A 17,070-nucleotide genomic window follows, 5' to 3' on the forward strand; every position below is an offset into this window, starting at 1 on the left:
TCTGTTGTTTACAACCCAATGTAGAGACGTAGCAGTGCTACGTCTCTACAAATAACCGTTTTATATTTCACGTTTTTGCATTGCCTTTGTTGCAGCCTTGAGTTTATTCACCAAAGTTTTCATCGCAGATTCCTGTGGCTGAGGTGGCGGAATCTTTTGCTGTCCAAAACCGTCAAATAATTCGTTAAGCTTCACTGTAAAGCCTAAATACGCGCCTCCCGCAGAACGTGTGCCAGAGAAATCTCGGTCATCAACTTTACCAAACACATAACCAGCAGAGACGCGCAGGTTAGGCGTGAGATAGTAGCCTGTTTCTACAACAAAACCTGTTTCGCTATAGCTAGACTGACTAATTACACGAGCTTCACCCACTAAATCCCAACTATATCCCAAACGATAGGTAGCTCGTAATTGGGCCAGATTTACTGTGCTAGTACCAGCTAAATCGTTGGCTAAATAAGAGGTGCTGTTACGCAAAGCATACTTACCGTAGAATTCCCATTGCCAGTTAGGAGCGTAAATCGCTTCTAAAGCAAAGGTATGGTCTTGGGAACCTGTACCACTTCCTAAGAGGATGGTGTCAGGGATGGTTGAAGGATTTTGGCGATATTCATAACGCAATAAAGCATTAAATTTATCGTTATTGGGGTCGCGGTAGGCTAGACCCAACTTTAAGGTAGCTGTATCCCCCAATCCTAAAAGCTTTTGATTGGAAGAACCAGCTTGTTGATAACGCACCAAGGCTGTGAGAGCCGGAGAAATTTTACCCGCCGCCGCTGCGGTAATGACTGTATTACCACCACCAGAAGAAGAACGATGTTCATAACGGGCGCTGGCTTGAAACTGCGGATTATCACTGTACTCCAGCCCAATGCTGTAGCTATCACCACCATCAAATCCGATCGCAGATGCAGATTGACCAAAAGCGAAGGGTTGGGCATATTGTTGACCCGCCGCAGTCTGTCCGAAGAAGTTGCCAAATACGTGTTCGTAAGCAACATTCAGCCGCAATCCATGAGCAATAGTCCAGTGGTTATTTAGACCAATCGCCCCTTGGGTAGTCATTTCGTTAGCACCACCCAAAATTGAATAACGACCGGTCAAGGTAGTATCCGATCCGAGTTTGTGTTCACCGTTGACACTCAAGCTAGTGATGGAATTACCCGAATATTGACCACTACTATAAAACTGTTGGGCTAAACTGACACTGACACCAGGAATTACTGCCCAATTCAAGCCTAAGATGGTGCGGTCTGGGTAAATAGGATCTTTTTGGGAAGATAAACTTAGTTCATTTTGGGCTTGGAAAGTCAGGTTTTTAGCTAGAGGAATGGAAAAACGCGATCGCAATTGATCGGAATTACTACTCAAGCTGCTGTCAGGGATGCGGTCTTCCCGATGACGATGAATCCAATCCAGATTAATAGTGGCACTACCTAAGCGTTGTTGAATTCCAGCGGAAATCGTCGTTAGCGAATTATCAACCCTGCTCCCAGGTATCGCATCAGAACTGGGTGCAAACAGTTCTTCAAAGGTGTCTAGGGGTTGGGGAGCAATCCCAAAATTATCTTCGTGGTCGTATTGCGCTGTGAGGTTGGTCGTTGAAGTCACTTTCGCTGTAACCTGCGCTCCATAACGAGTTTGTCCTGGGACAAAGCTGATAGTGGCATTATTAGCAAAGCCTGTATCAGCAAAGCGATAATAGGCACGACCTTGAATTCCGTTAGCAATTTTTCCCTCAGCTTCCAACCGGTAAGCGTCACCTCTGACTCTTCCCACAACATCAGAATCATTAGTGGAATGGGCGTATTCTGCGATTAACTTACTCTGATTACCTAAAGAAATCAGCGCATCTGCACCGTAGAGTTGAAAGTCACGCACCCCATGATTTTCTTGGACGTAAGTTGCTCCTATCCAGCTTTCGGAGTTAAGTTTGCGGGAAAGGTTATATTGCAAACGACCAGCATAGATATTGCCGTCAGAGTTTTGATCGTCGTATTGATAGCTAACAACAATCCGGCGTACCAACACTTGTCCAGTTTGATCGATATCGGTGCGAAGAATCGGTTCGCGGAATAATAATGTACCGCGATCGTAATCGATTTCGTAGTCTGGACCTCGGTTAAGCTGTTTGCGTTCTAATACAGTTCCAGGACGATTGAGTTCTTCTAACTCGATAAAGACATTTTCACTACCTGCTTGTAGTAGTCTGCGAGAGAGGAAGTAATAACCACTAGTACCGTCGGGAGCAATAGTATCTCGTTGAAATCCTTCTAAGTGGTCGCCATAGAAACCTGTAATTTGGAGATTTCCTAAGTTGTAGTTAGCTTTAAAACCGTGGAGTTGACGGGTAATAGAAGTAAATTGCTGAGATCCCCGCGCAAATTCTTCTGTGTTATAGTCACCCCACATAGCATAATCAGGGGAAACTCCGGGGATACGAGATGAACGCTCGAAACGTAGAAATACACTGTCAATGGAAGGAGTGATGACATCAACTTTCGAGCTATCGCCGTAAACAGGATAGTTTTGCTCGTTGGATTGGTAAGTTCTAAACAGGCGGTTATTACAGTCACAATCTTCGTTGAGGCTACGAGAACTGTTGTATGCACCCGTAAACAACCATTCCCCGATCGCACCAGTGGCAAATACTGCTGAATGGAAATCTAATTGCGTGCCGTTGTTTTTGTCAGGAGGGAGAAAATCACTGAAACTGCCGTAATAATTTGTACCTCTAGCCCCCAAACGTAAATCTATGACTCCAGTAACTAAACTCGGACGCAATGCCGTTTCAAATTGCAGTTGAGTAAAAGCTTCTAAGTTATTAGCTATGGCGCGAATACTGACAGTTTGGGCTTTTAGCTGCGATCGCAATGTCGCTGTAAATTGTCCTCCTTTCGCCTCCACTTGAAATCCGGGTTCATCGGGCTTGAAGTCTTTCCCGACAAACTCCCCAGCAGTGGGTATGAGGGTGATAACAGCATTACGATTAGAGCGATTACCATTTGCATCGAGCAGTTGACCCCGAATTGTTGCTGTAGAACGTCCATCCGCTGGGATACGAGACTCAACCGTTTCTAAAGTTAGTCGCTGTGGCGCTCCCCGCACTGCGACTTGCACTGTTACAGGGGGTTCTGTTCCTCCAATAATTTGTGCAGAGATGGTGTTTGTGCCTTCTTTTAACGAGACACCATACCATGTCTGCGTTACTAAGTTGGTGGTGGCATCATTTTCCGTTCGTCCTACTAAAGAAGGGTCTACTAACGTGCCATTCACCCGCAATTCCACCTGACTACCAGCGGGAAACTGTACAATCACCGTGCTAGCTTGGACATCTACAACACTGTCAGCCGTCGGAGTGAGGATTTTGATGGCTGTAGAAATGGGGAGAGTGGGAGACACGGGAAGATTTTCCCCTTGTCCCCTTGTCCCCTTGTCCACTACTCCTGCTATTTTGCGTAAGCCTCTAGGCAAACCTACCGAAGTTGCTGGTTGAAATGGTTGTATTTCCGTTGGAGAAGCTTGCAACTGTGTCTCGGTGTCTTTACCTCCATCATTTTTATTCTTGATTCCGGCTACTTTGCTTAAGCCTCTGGGCAAATCAATAGAAGTTGCTAGTTGAAACGCTTGTACTTCCGTCTTTTTCTCGATTCCGGCTACTTTGCGTAAGCCTCTGGGCAAATCAATAGAGTTTGCTGGTTGAAATGGTTGTATTTCCGTTTCACTTGGCTGAACATCTGGAATTGAAGAAGAGGTAAGGGAGCAGGGATCTCTTAGCTGGGGGGATAGTTCAGATGGGGATTCGACCCCACCTGTTGCACTAGCTATTATCAAAAGTGGGGGACTCAAACCCATATTCCGCTCCGCTTCAGGGCAGGATGAAGGGGTTATTTCCCCCCGCTCCCTGCCCCCTTTCCCCTGCCTCTTCATTGAAGTATCAGTAGTTGGTGCTGAAGAAGTGGAAGAAAATTCATGAGGTAGAAACTGCTGTTTGGAACCTCCCAAAAGATGGCGAGAATTCAAAGCCTCTCCCCTGTTAGGGGAGAGATTTGGAGAGAGATTTTCCAGATTCGTTGAAAAGCCAGGATCTTCAACACCATTGTCTGCTTGCGGAGGTGAATCAGGGAAAAGGAGATTTTCACTAGTGATTTCAGCTTTGACTATGGCAGGATACAAAACCAAGCAGAGAGCTACTGGCATTGCCCCCATCAATTTCAGGTTAAATATAGTTGCACAGTGCAGTCTGGGTTTCATTTCTTGACTGGCTCCTGAAATGTGGGGGTTACAGCGAAGTTCATACGTACCAAGCCACCAGACTCTAAATGCACCAAGCGAGATTGGCTATTTCGTTCGCGGAATTTTTTGTTGGGAGCTAGGGTATAACCAGGTATACTGCTGAGGTCTAGTACACCTGTGTGGTATCCAGGTAAGACATTAGCTAAGGAGAACAAACCATTAGGATCTGTAGTGATGCGGTTTCCGTCCTCCAGAAAAATCACTGCATTTGGTATCCCCGGCTCATCAGCTTGTTGTTCACCGTCAAAGTTTTTATCAACAAACACCCGGCCGATAATCGTGCCACAGTCAGAAACGATTCCTGAACTAATTTTCAACTGGTGTGTTGCAGGGCCATCCTTGGTGCTAAAATGGTTATCAGCCCGTTGGGCATTAACGATCGCACTGTTGCGACCTGTTCCCCGCACCGCATCAGGTGTTAGTTGAGCAGCGTAGACAATATTCAAGACTTTCTGTGTAGGAATGGTTACATCTGTGCGGAATGTCACTGTATTACCATTGCGTTCTGAAGTGATAGTGACTAGTTGACCATCCACCTCTCCTCGCACAGATTTCGGCAAAAAATCGAATCCTAAAGGTAGGTTGTCGGTGACAAATATATTATTCAAACCAGCATCAGCGAGATTTTTTACTGACAGGCGGTAGATTACCGTATCTCCAGGTTCAGCAGCAGCGCGATCGCCTGTTTTAATAATCTGTAACTGATTGGCTTGACACAAATTTGTGGTGAATTCAAAGGCTAATAAATCCAGTCCCACAACTTCTGCATTGGGAACTAAAACAACTGTTTGTTCTACTCTGGTTTCGCCTGTGAGACTGATTGGTTGACCATCCAGAGAACTAGCGACATATCGCACAACATTATTACCTTGTGTGCCAGTGCTACCAAGGATTTCAATCTTGATCCGCCGCTGTCTGTAGATAGAATTTGGTGGTGGATTAACTACAAAAATGTAGGTTTTACCTGGATCAGTTTGACCCTTATTCGGATCGAGTAGGAAATTGTAGACACCCGCTGGGTTATTCGTAACGAAGTAGGGGTTACTATTCTCGGTATTTGGTGATCTACCGCCAGGAACATTATTATTAGGAATATCTGGTAACTCTGTTCGAGTCAGAGCAACCAAGCTGCCTAATTCTGTCCCCGTTGGGTCGCTAGAGTTAGGTTCGTATACCCCAACTGAAAAACCTGTATAGTCAGGTAAAATTGTGCCAGCACAACCTAAGATCCGTCCTAAAGGATCAAGTAATGGGGTAGGAGTAGCATTGATCTGACTAGAACTCCCTTGATATTTATTATTAGCAGAGTCCGTATAAGTGTAAGTAGCTTGATTTATTAATGGCGAAGACGCAACTTGATTGTTAGTCTGTTGCGCGATCGCTGGTATAGATATAGTAGTATGCAAAAAACTTCCCAGAAGAATAGTAGCTGTTAACCCTCGCCACCAGCTACTGCTAGAAGTAATTTGCTTTTGGTTTTGAGGACGGCTCACTAAACACATCTCCTGTGAAATGTCAAGCTTGTTGTTAATAAAAGCACTTATTTATTTGTGGAAATCCAGTTAAGCCAAAACCCTTTAAGAATCTTGTTTCCAGGTTCCATCTCGAAATACAGTCAGAAAGATGGCGTATCCCCGCGTCCCAATCAGCGCACTTGGGTTTGATAAGTCGCTTTCACTGTTGTCTTCGCTGCAAGTGATGGAATCTGCAAACGGATATGGGTGTAAGCACTGGCTGGTGCTGGTTTTGTTTCCACTTTGCCGTTAGGAAGAGTAACGTTCACAGTGGGATTTTCGACAAAGCTACGTCCGCCATCAATGCTGTAAATAACTTTGGCATTGTTGGCGACATTGGTAGAATTCAGCACGTAGACCATTCCTTGAGGAATAGGTTGATTAAAAGTCAAATTCTTCACTGGGCGATCGCTCTTATTTTCGCCACTCAAGGTATATCGCAACACATCTCCTGGTTGCACCACAACTTGACCTTTCAAAGGTTCCCATTTCTGACTTTGCTTACCCTGCTGATCCTGTGCTACTACTTGCTTTTCTGCTTCTAAGCGCAATTGAATTTGCCCTTGAGTTTTAACATTCTCAGCAACAGCACTTGTAGAATGCCATACATTTGCAATTCCTGGAATTTGACCGACAAATGGGACTGTAGCAATGAGAGCGAACGCTCCTAAACTTACAAAAGAAAGACGCTTCATATAAATAACCTCAAAAAACTTTCACAATGTCGATTGCTGATTTATCTTTCCCTGTTTTCGCTAGGAAATAATCAGTTTGTAGTTAGCGTTTTAGTCCTAAATCGCCAACTACAAACACAAATGCGCTATCACACCCCTCTTTGCAAACAATGAGGGGTGAAATCAAACTATCTAGTTAACCTTGCGTTGGAAGGTAAATGTTCTTTGAACACCAGGAGCAATTTGTCCAGTAGCAGTATTTACATACTTTGTGACATCACTGTTTACCGTGGTTCCAGTTTGATCGATACCAAGGTTACTAGCTGGATTACCACTGAAGAATTGGATAGTTGAAGCTCCAGAATCTTTAGCTGAACCAACAATGTTGCTAGTATCAATTTGAGTGTTATTGTCGTTGTCTAGCGCCCAGTTGTTGGGGGTTTGCGTACCATCTTCAGTAATCACAACTTTGTTAGCATTCAAAATCACGTTACCAGTTCCAGCTTGAGCATCAGAAATATTTGTGTATTGAATTTGGTACTCAATAATGTTTCCTGGTGCAGGCTTCTTCGGAGTGGTACTGAATGTGCCATCAGTCCCTTGTACTGCTGGGCCAGTTCCTAATAGAACTCGTGACATCTTCACCATTTTCAGGAAACCAGTGTAAACGCGATCGATGGAGATGTTGTTGATTTCAGCAGAATCAAATACACCATTATTATTAGTGTCAATAAAGGCAGTAATGGGTACTGGGAAGCCCTTACCAATATCGGTTGAGAGCTTAGTATTAGCAGGTAGGTCAACTTCTACACCATAGTTGACAGTTGTACCAGCAGGAACAGCAAGTATTTTAATTGGTGTTGTACTAGTTGTTGTAAAGATTCCAGATGCGTAGGTATAGACAACAGAATTACTACCATAGGTAATAGTCACCTTTGTCTGATCTGGTAAATCTGCGGGAACTGCTGGTGCCGTTGGCACTATTGTGATGTCGTTAGGGTTAGTGCCATTGTTCTTAATTGTGTTAGTGAAACCAACTGATTGTGGGTCAAGCGTACTACCAGGTGATGTGTTAGGAGGAACAAAAGAGGATTTGTTTGTGAAGTCGTCGTTATTATCTGTTGGACCAACAGCATCAGGTGCATTATTCGGCCCGTTTAAAACTGAGTTTGCTTGGGCGACTGAAACGGTGTAGATGTTGACATTTCCTGTAACAGAATTACTACCTTGGTTGTTATTACCTGTGTCAGTTTGATTGGCAGGAACTGTACCGGGATAATAGCCAGAGTCTACTGTAGTAGGAAAGGCTCCATTAGTGGGGTTGATGTTATCTGGATTTTGATCGCCTGAATCGTCAAAGAGTAGAGGGCTATTTGGATCTCCAGCAGTTTTACCGAACACTTGAGCGATGTTGTTAATATTTGTCGCTGTCGTTCCTGTGATTCCAGTGGTCTTTACTTGTACTGTAAAACCTGTAACGGTTGTCCCAGTGGCAACTGAAGAGATAGAGTTAGGATCGTTAATAAAACCAACCCGTTTAACTACACCACCTGTTACATTCGCACTGTTAGTTTCCCACAGAGCCTGATCGGCAGTTGTAGTTGTAGGATCTTCACCAGCGTAAACCACTATCCACCCTGAAGGAGCAGTTGGGGTTCCATTAAGAGTTGTTGATGCTGGAAGTGCATCAGAAACTAAGATGCGAGTAACTGGATTACCGTCTACCTTGATGGTTGTACCAGCTAAAGCTGCGGGTGCTAGCCCACGACCGGTTACGTCGTTACTCTCAACTCGCAAGCTTAAACCATAAGTCAGCACATCATCATTGAGTACGGAAGTGTTACCAGCGTTATAACCTGTCCGAGTTTTGAGTATTGTGGCCAGAGCAACAGTTTTAGCTGTGTTGCCTACTTGAATTTGCTGGGTAATACTAGATTCTCGTGTACCGTTAACTGGTGCGCCAGGAACTTCCCCGCCACCTGCGTTATCAGGATTATCTACAGTATAAACATCACCACCATCGGGACTCCGCAGTTGGTTTTGGGCATCACCAGGAGTGTTACCAAGGGTAACTTTAATTATGTCACCCGATTGAGCGCCAGTCTGTACAGTTACCGGCACACGTACCAACACAGTACCATTAACTGGAATTGAGGGTGTATCTACACCACCAGCTGTTACGTTTGTCCAAGTTGCACCACCATCGGTGCTATATTGCAGGCTATTAAGTGTACCACCATTTGGTAATGTGCCAGAAACTGTACCCGGCCCAGTTGTTGTAGCCTGGTTAGGAATATGGAATTTGGTGGGGTCGTTACCTACGTTGGTTAGGGTATAGGTGTAGATGAGTAAATCGTTAACTCCAACAGTGCCACCGTTGTTATCTGTAACACCTGACGCTGTGACAGTAATACCCGCAACCTCTGCTACTGTCACCGTGACAGTGTTAGAGGTGGAATTTATAGTTGTCCCTGGATTGTTGGGATCTTCGTAAGTTGCTGTCGCAGTGTTACTGATAGATGTACCCCCAGTAGTTCCGTCAGCTAATACAGGCGCGACAAATTGGAAAAGGCCACCAGTTAATAATGCTGTTGCTGCTAGAGATAGGTAAACTTTACGCTGCTTGTTGACAGATTGATTTCGATTTACCATAGAAGTAGTTTGTTTGCTGAACTTGTATCTTGGATTTTGAGACAGGATAAAGTTCAGCAATTCCTTAAGGAATTGCCGATTATAGCTGCCCAAAGCTTCAATGTTTCGGGAATGCCTATTTAAGAAGTTAAATTACTGACACTCCTGAGAAACCGTATTGAGGCAATAACCAGAAATAATTTGTCTACTTGTTTTACGCTTGTCCTTGAGAATCAAGGCTGGCAATAGCAAATATGTGTAATTTATTACTGTGTTTTGCTGACTTATCGATGTATATAGAAATGTAGCTTTTAAAGCAAAAAAAATCTTCAGTGTAAATAAGTAACTTCTCTTGCTGTGAATGAGTGCATCAAAGCGGAGAAATTAGCTTTATTTTGGCAACATACATAGCAATTTTAATGGTTTAACTCAGATTTTAAAAACACTAAAACCTATATTTTAAAGTGCTTTTGAGTTTTGGTTGTCAGAAATCTATATTACTCTGTGGAGTTATTTAGATTAAAAAATTGAAAGTTAGCTAAGTGATCTATATCGTTTAAATGAGATGGTATTTTAAATAAATGCAATTTAATCATAACCGTGATGCAATTTAATCATATTTGTTGGAAGTATTAATACTGAGGATTTTAGGCTATTTTCTTTTTGTTTAACATTGATTGTGTAAGTATAAGTACTAAATACAGTGATTACTGATATTAAAGTTTTACAAGAATCATTCCGTTCAACACTAAACATACCCGACTATTTTTATCGGGTATGTTTGACTGGTATTTTTGCTCGTGTTACTATCAGGCGACAGTCGACAGACAAACAGGGAAAGCTAGTTTATGACTCAGGCAATTACAACCCAAACCCAAACCAGCACTGCCTATTTTCAAGCCTTGAAGTGTAAGGAATGTGGTGCAGAATATGAACTCAAGGCCAGCAATGTTTGTGAGTTATGTTTTGGGCCATTAGAAGTTAAGTATGACTACAACGCCCTACGTCTGACTGTCACTCGTGAAACAATTCAAGCTGGCCCCAATTCCATTTGGCGCTACCGTCCCTTTTTGCCTGTCGCAACTGATAATGTTATTGATGTGGGAACGGGGATGACTCCTTTGGTGCGTTCCCATCGTCTTGCCCGTCGCCTGGGTCTAAATAAGCTTTATATAAAAAATGATGCCGTGAATATGCCCACCCTGAGCTTTAAGGATCGGGCAGTATCAGTTGCTTTGACTCGGGCGCGGGAATTGGGTTTTACCACTGTTTCTTGTTCGAGCACAGGTAACTTGGCAAATTCTACAGCTGCGATCGCAGCTCACGCCGGTTTAGACTGCTGTGTGTTCATCCCCGCAGATTTGGAAGCCGGTAAGATTCTAGGTAGTCTGATATATAGCCCTACCGTTATGGCTGTTCAGGGTAACTACGATCAAGTAAATCGTCTCTGTTCGGAAATTGCCAATACACACGGTTGGGGTTTTGTCAATATTAATCTGCGTCCTTATTACTCTGAAGGTTCTAAAACACTTGCCTTTGAAGTTGCAGAACAACTAGGTTGGGAACTACCCGATCACGTCGTTGTTCCCCTTGGTTCTGGTTCACTATTTACAAAAATTTACAAAGGTTTCAACGAATTTGTCGAAATCGGGTTGGTAGAAGGGAAAAAAGTCCGTTTTAGTGGCGCTCAAGCAGATGGATGTTCGCCCATCGCCCAAGCCTTTAAAGAAGGACGTGATTTTATTAAGCCAGTTAAACCGAATACAATTGCGAAATCCATCGCGATCGGCAACCCGGCAGACGGCATTTATGCTGTAGAGTTAGCTCAGAAGACTAGTGGTAACATTGAATCAGTCAATGATGCAGAAATTATTGATGGCATCAAGTTGCTGGCAGAAACCGAAGGCATCTTCACAGAAACAGCTGGTGGTACAACCGTCGCCGTGCTGAAAAAACTGGTCGAAGCTGGCAAGATTGATCCAGATGAAACTACCGTGCTTTACATCACCGGCAATGGTCTGAAAACACAGGAAGCATTACAAGGCTACATTGGCGAACCTTTGACAATTGATGCTAAGATCGATAGTTTTGAACGGGCCCTAGAGCGATCGCGTACTCTAGATCGCTTGGAATGGCAACAAGTCCTCGTTTAAGTAGGAGTTAGGAGTTAGGAGTTAGGAGTTTTTTTATTCATAACTCTTTACTTTATTCTTCACTCCTCACCCCTTACAGATGACTCCTCACTCCTAACTCTTCACTCCTAACTCCTAACTAACTTCTCACCCCTTTACTTCGTACTTCTATGGCTGTAAAAGTTTTAGTTCCTACAACTCTTCAGAGTTTTACTAATAATCAAGCTACTCTAGAATCCACCGGTAGCACTATTGCTGAATTGTTAGATTCTTTAGAACAAAGCTTTCCTGGTATTAAATCTCGGTTGTGCGATGAACAGGGTAAGTTACGTCGATTTGTAAATTTTTACGTCGATAGCGAAGATATCCGCCATTTAAATGGTATAGATACAGTTCTGAAAGATGGCGATGAAGTAAGTATTGTTCCAGCTGTCGCTGGTGGTTAATACAGAAAACACCAAATAAATTAGAAGTCTAACTAGACAACTATTTGAGAGATTTCTTTGTTCCCAGTCCCCGACTGGGAATTTCCATTGGTAGGCTGCTACTTTTCTTACTCGCTGCCAAGATGATGCAGCAGTGTTTTGACTCAGCACTCTTGATTGATTTAGCTAACTATGCAGTAATTATCTGAGAAAGTCTTTGTCGCCAAGACTCATTGTCATCGATAGTTAAGATAATCCGTTTGTAGGATTCATCTCGCAATTGAATCGTTAAATAATTTGTCTCTCGATTTACATACCAAAACTCTTTACCACGGTTAGTGTAATAAGTTCCAGCCTTAATCACTCCAGGAATAAAGCTACCAGGGGCACGCAATTCTCGCCAATTACTTTGGGGTTCGGCTGTCGTAACTTGTTCAATATGGGCTAGTGATATTTGCCAAAGTTTATTCAAGCGAACAGCTAGCAGTTGCTCTTGAAACGTAAATTCTATCTGCAATTTATCATCAACTATACTTAGGTTCATAATGAACTTCGTCGCCAGTAATTTTTTCTCTAGTATTACCCACAGACATCCGATCATAATCAGTATTTGATGGGGATTGGCAAGTGCCAAGATTATGCACTAGGACTGTAAAAATATTTAGTAAGAAATAAAAAGTCCTGCTGGAGTCAGAATACTCCACCCATGAAGGGATGGAGTTTTAAGGCGAGAATATTTTAATTTTTTTTCGCTTGACTTCGGGCGAGGTTTTAACCAATATTCAGACGCTCGTGGACTCGCTTGCCGCCGGCGCTATCAACCACTCGTACAGAATTCATGCTGAATTCTGACTTCTGAATTCTTCTTATAAAACATTACACACATAAAATTCTCGCTTGGTGAAAAAAACTTGACATGAAAGTGCCTTTATAGTATATTTGTACTACAAAGGCACTTAACTCATATCTTGCACCTAGCCCTGGCAATTAGAAAGACACTGTTGGTCAACTCTTGATGGGTTTGACCCCTCACCTCTAAAACCTTGGTTTGGCGTTGCTTTCCCGCCCTGAAATAAATTTCGGGCTAAGAGCTACTGTCCGTTGAAACGGACTAAAATCAAGAGCAATTGCAATGATCAGTTAGACCCCCTATCAATTCGCCAACAGTATCTTAGAAATCGCGGCTATACAAACTCTCGTCCGCCTACGCGGACTAATGCAAAATCAAGGTTTTCAACCCGCACAGGCGGGTTTTGCCTGTGTAGCCGCGACTTCCAGTCGCCTGGTGCAAGATATCAGTTAAGTGTTGCATAAAACTTTAACACTCCCGACTACGTCAATAGGAGAGCGCAAAATAAATGAAGCTATCTAAGGTAGACTTGAGCAGTTTAGTCGCGATCGCTCACTCTGATGGATATTTGCAATTGTTGCTCGACCGAGGTGACGAATTAGAGTTTTTGGAAATTCCAGCGCCAATACAAGCTTATGAAGGATTACAAGAACTCAACGAGGCGATTGCCGAAACGACTGCATTACCCTTTGAAGAAGAACCAATTCTGATGCTACCAGTTGTCTCCTCAATGGCTATGGCTGTAGGCTACGATCGCAACGAACAGATTTTGCAAGTTGAGTTTCAAAGTGGCGCTGTTTATCAGTACTTAGGCGTAGACGAGGATACTTGGGAAGATTTACATTCCTCTGATTCAATTGGCAGTTTTTTCAATCAAGAGATTAAAGGTAGATATGATTGCGATCGTCTATAGGACTTACGCACAGATAACGAAAAACGTAGACGTGGAGCGGCTTGCCGCAGGCTACCACAGAGAACGCAGAGGCCACGGAGGAATGAGAGTTTGAGAGGGTTTTTGCGTAAGTCCTAGTCTAGATAATGTAGATTAATGACTAATAACTGTATGTAGGGTTTTCAATAATTCTTGCGTTGTATAAGGTTTAGGTAAAAAGGCTGTATACTCAGCCGTTTTATCGATTGGGACTTGCTCACTTGTTGCCAGTCCACTAACAGCAATAATCGGCAATAGCGGATTTATGCGTTGCAATGTGCGAATGGTAGTTGCTCCATCCATTTTGGACATCATTATATCAATAATCGCGGCACTAATTTTTTCTTTATGCTGGGCATAAATTGCTAATGCTTCCATGCCATCACTAGCAGTAATTGCTGTGTAATTATAATTTTCTAAGGATGTTTTAGTAATTTCCTGAATGGCAGTTTCATCATCTACAACCAAAATGCATTCTCCCGCTCCCGTTGGTATTTCTATATCTTGTAATGATTGGATTGGAACTTGATTAACCGCTGGCAAGTACACCTGAAATTTTGTACCTTTGCCTACACAACTTGATAGAGTGATAAAACCATCATGTTCTTTAATAATTTTCATTACTGTTGATAGTCCAAGCCCTGTACCTTTCCCAAATTCTTTTGTGGTAAAAAATGGCTCAAAGATTCTATCTAATATTTCTTGACTAATTCCAGACCCAGTATCAAAAACTGTCAGGACAATGTAAGCACCAACTGTAGCCCCTATATGCATACTCGCATAAATTTCATCAATCCAAATATTCTCGGCAGATATTGTTAAAGTTCCACCTGTAAGCATAGCATCCCGCGCATTAAGACACAAATTAATTAGTATCTGATGCAGTTGGGTACTATCAGCACAAATAGGTAACAAGTCCTCCTGAATTTCTGTGTGTACTGCGATTGATTTGGGAAATGTTTGTAAGATAATTTGCTGCATTTCTAAAATCAGGTGTTTGACTTGCAGTACAGTGTGTTGAGGCGTAAGGGTTTGTCCTTGGACATCGCCTTCAATTCCCCTAGCAAATGACAGTACTTGCTTGACTAAATCAGCACCACGTTTGGCATTGCTTTCTATGATTGACAACATCTGACTAATCTGTTGATCGTGGCTTTTAGCTTTGAGCAGATGCACTGACATTAAAATTGGTGACAACACATTATTTAAATCATGAGCAATACCACTAGCAAGAGTGCCGATACTTTCCATCCGTTGAGTACGTAAAACTTGCTTTTCTAGTTGTTTATTCTGGGTAATATCAGTATCAACGGCGAGAATTGATTTGGCTTGAAAATACTCATCCTTGATCAGCATCCAGCGACTTTCAACGATAAGTTTCTTGCCCGATTTGCTGGTTTTGTGTAACTCACCTTGCCAAAAACCATTCTTTAAAACAGTTTGATAAATTTCTAAGTGTTGCGCCAAAGGTTCAGTGGAGAAAAGTTCATTAGACTGCTTACCTATAGCTTCTTCTGACTTCCAGCCGTAAAGTTTTTCAGCATTTTTGTTCCATAATAAAATTTTGTTAGACAAATCTTGCACAACAATTGCATCACTAACAATATCCAGCAATGCTGCTTGTTCGCAGATTTTTTGTTCTATTTGTTTGCGTTCTGTAATATCCTCAGCTATGTATGCGAATTGCTTACGGCTACCGGAATTTGCTGTAATTGTTGAGACTGTAGCTGATACCCATATTTGGCCTTGGGGAATATTGTCAGAATATTCAAACTTGACGGGTGATTGAGTGCGTTCTGCTTGACGGTAATAATGTATCCACTGGGATACACGCTGATCTGTTGCACCCATATCTCGCGCTAGCCGATTTTGCATTGCTTCTGGCGTGAGTCCAAAAAATTTCGCTGTGGCGGGGTTATCCGAAATATGCAGGATGTCATTATCTACCAACTCGGCAATTCCCATCATCATCGGTGAACTGTTAAAGAAACTGCCAAAAATAGATTCGCTTTGATGTAATGCCTCTTGTGCCTGCTTGTATTCCTGTTTTATGCTTGCTAGTTCAACTAAGTTCCGCCGGATCTCTAGTTGTCGAACTACCATACGGCTCAGAGTTTGCAGTGCTTCCACCTGTTGCAGACTGATTTGGTGTGGTACGCGATCGACTATACACAGAGTCCCGATCGCTTCTCCTCCCGGTGCTAGCAAAGGTACGCCAGCATAAAATCTCACAGCAAATTCAGCAGAAGTAACTAGGGAATTTGTCGCAAAGCGTTCATCAGCCAAGGTGTCAGGAATAATTAGAACTTCGCCACTTTCCATACAAATCGAGTCGAAACCCCTATTTCGTGGCATTTCTGGTATATCTAACCCCACCTTGGCTTTGAACCACTGACGGTTAGCGTCAATTAAATTAACCAAGGCGATCGGTGTGTTAAAAATCTGTGCGGCTAAGAACGCTAGATCGTCGAATGCTTCTTCTGGTGGAGTGTCGAGAATCTGGTACTGATGCAGAGCCTCAAGCCTCGCTGATTCTTTGTTACACACGAAAGATGTCATTAAATTTTTCCTAACTATTGCCGAATGACCACTTGCCTCGTATTAATAAGAAACGTAGATTTATAGCGCTTTCTATAGGTGAGCATTGCCATCAATGTCATCTAGACTTCTGTAGGCAATTCAGCCTTGACTGCACTTGATAGCCCAATCAAATTACTATCTGATTATTTAAATAATTTAATAAGCAGATAACTTGATGACTTTAACTATAGTAATATGACTTAACGGCAATAACAGTAAAGTTTGGTTATTTAAAATGGATTTTAGAAGATTTGGGTCATGATAATTTTTTGCTAACAAATAAAATTATTTTTACTATGGAAAGAGAATTTTAACCCTTAATTGCTGATGGGCAACAAAATTTATCGACTTCAAAAATCTGCTTTTGCCCACAAGCATTAACTAAAGCCACCAAACATAGACTAGCAACGCTTTTTTCAGAGACAATATAAAAAGCCCATACAATATCAAAGCTGTTATGACAACCACACTTAGCTCTGCTGTTAAACCAAGAGCCGGAGATAGTTTTGCCATTACCTTTGCACCATTATCTCTTGAAGAAATTTACACCAAGTCTGACGATCCAGGCAATGGTGCTGTGGTTGTGATGAGTGGCATGGTTCGCAATCAGACCGATGGTAAACCTGTGATTGCTCTAGAGTATCAAGCCTATGAACCGATGGCATTGCGGATATTTTATCAAATTGCTGCTGATATTCGCTTATCTATGTCTGATGTGAATCGAGTCGCGATTCATCATCGCGTTGGACGTTTGCGAGTTGGGGAAATCAGCGTTTTAGTAGCAGTGGGTTGTCCCCATCGGAGTGAGGCGTTTACAGCTTGCCAATATGCTATTGATACGCTCAAACACAATGCCCCTATATGGAAGAAAGAGCATTGGCAAGATGGTTCTAGCAGCTGGGTGAATATTGGTGCGTGTGAAACATCACAAGAAAATTGTTAAGATTTCCAATTTACCGACATTCTCACCCACAATTATTTATTAAGGGTTTTGACAAAATATTGACAACCCCAGGTAGAATGCTATACCGTTTTTT

Annotated in this window: 10 protein-coding genes; 4 read left to right on the forward strand and 6 right to left on the reverse strand. The window is 42.6% G+C overall.

The genetic code is table 11. The features are described 5' to 3' along the window. Positions 1 to 60: 60 nt before the first annotated feature. The 4 genes from V7K67_RS10120 to V7K67_RS10135 all read right to left on the reverse strand — a co-directional run bounded on the left by V7K67_RS10120 (position 61) and on the right by V7K67_RS10135 (position 9,136). Positions 61 to 4,254, reverse strand: a complete 4,194-nt coding sequence (locus V7K67_RS10120; protein WP_335166360.1) for a TonB-dependent receptor — start codon at positions 4,252 to 4,254, stop codon at positions 61 to 63. Continuing rightward, the gene (locus tag V7K67_RS10125) at positions 4,251 to 5,798 is read right to left on the reverse strand and encodes a hypothetical protein (RefSeq protein WP_335166362.1); all 1,548 of its coding nucleotides are present in this window, start codon (positions 5,796 to 5,798) and stop codon (positions 4,251 to 4,253) included. The genes V7K67_RS10120 and V7K67_RS10125 overlap by 4 nt, the downstream gene beginning before the upstream one ends. A 143-nt stretch (positions 5,799 to 5,941) precedes the next feature. After that, positions 5,942 to 6,505, reverse strand: a complete 564-nt coding sequence (locus V7K67_RS10130) for a hypothetical protein (protein WP_334733508.1) — start codon at positions 6,503 to 6,505, stop codon at positions 5,942 to 5,944. A 171-nt stretch (positions 6,506 to 6,676) separates the two neighbouring features. Then, on the reverse strand, positions 6,677 to 9,136 hold the full coding sequence (locus V7K67_RS10135) for a beta strand repeat-containing protein (RefSeq protein WP_334706857.1): 2,460 nt from the start codon (positions 9,134 to 9,136) through the stop codon (positions 6,677 to 6,679). Between the two features lie 827 nt (positions 9,137 to 9,963). Here V7K67_RS10135 and thrC point away from each other — a divergent pair. Next, entirely contained in the window at positions 9,964 to 11,268 is a 1,305-nt protein-coding gene (gene thrC / locus V7K67_RS10140; RefSeq protein ID WP_335166364.1) for a threonine synthase, read from the forward strand. Positions 11,269 to 11,417: 149 nt separating this feature from the next. After that, a complete protein-coding gene (locus tag V7K67_RS10145; protein WP_334733509.1) occupies positions 11,418 to 11,693 on the forward strand; it encodes a ubiquitin-like small modifier protein 1 in 276 nt (91 codons plus the stop codon). A 169-nt stretch (positions 11,694 to 11,862) separates the two neighbouring features. Here the strand turns inward: V7K67_RS10145 and V7K67_RS10150 are convergent, their stop codons facing one another. After that, positions 11,863 to 12,216: a hypothetical protein gene (locus V7K67_RS10150; RefSeq protein ID WP_334695669.1), complete on the reverse strand. Its 354-nt coding sequence runs from the start codon at positions 12,214 to 12,216 to the stop codon at positions 11,863 to 11,865. 814 nt (positions 12,217 to 13,030) lie between these two features. Between V7K67_RS10150 and V7K67_RS10155 the strand changes: the two genes are divergently transcribed. Then, positions 13,031 to 13,435: a KTSC domain-containing protein gene (locus V7K67_RS10155; protein WP_334733510.1), complete on the forward strand. Its 405-nt coding sequence runs from the start codon at positions 13,031 to 13,033 to the stop codon at positions 13,433 to 13,435. A 132-nt stretch (positions 13,436 to 13,567) separates the two neighbouring features. Here the strand turns inward: V7K67_RS10155 and V7K67_RS10160 are convergent, their stop codons facing one another. Then, positions 13,568 to 16,012 carry a hybrid sensor histidine kinase/response regulator gene (locus V7K67_RS10160; protein WP_335166367.1) on the reverse strand — a complete coding sequence of 815 codons (2,445 nt, stop codon included), beginning with the start codon at positions 16,010 to 16,012 and terminating at the stop codon, positions 13,568 to 13,570. 478 nt (positions 16,013 to 16,490) lie between these two features. Between V7K67_RS10160 and V7K67_RS10165 the strand changes: the two genes are divergently transcribed. After that, positions 16,491 to 16,976: a molybdenum cofactor biosynthesis protein MoaE gene (locus V7K67_RS10165; protein ID WP_335166369.1), complete on the forward strand. Its 486-nt coding sequence runs from the start codon at positions 16,491 to 16,493 to the stop codon at positions 16,974 to 16,976. Positions 16,977 to 17,070 lie beyond the last annotated feature (94 nt).

Origin of the sequence: Nostoc sp. (genome assembly GCF_036917155.1) — a bacterium.
Lineage (GTDB): Bacteria > Cyanobacteriota > Cyanobacteriia > Cyanobacteriales > Nostocaceae > Nostoc.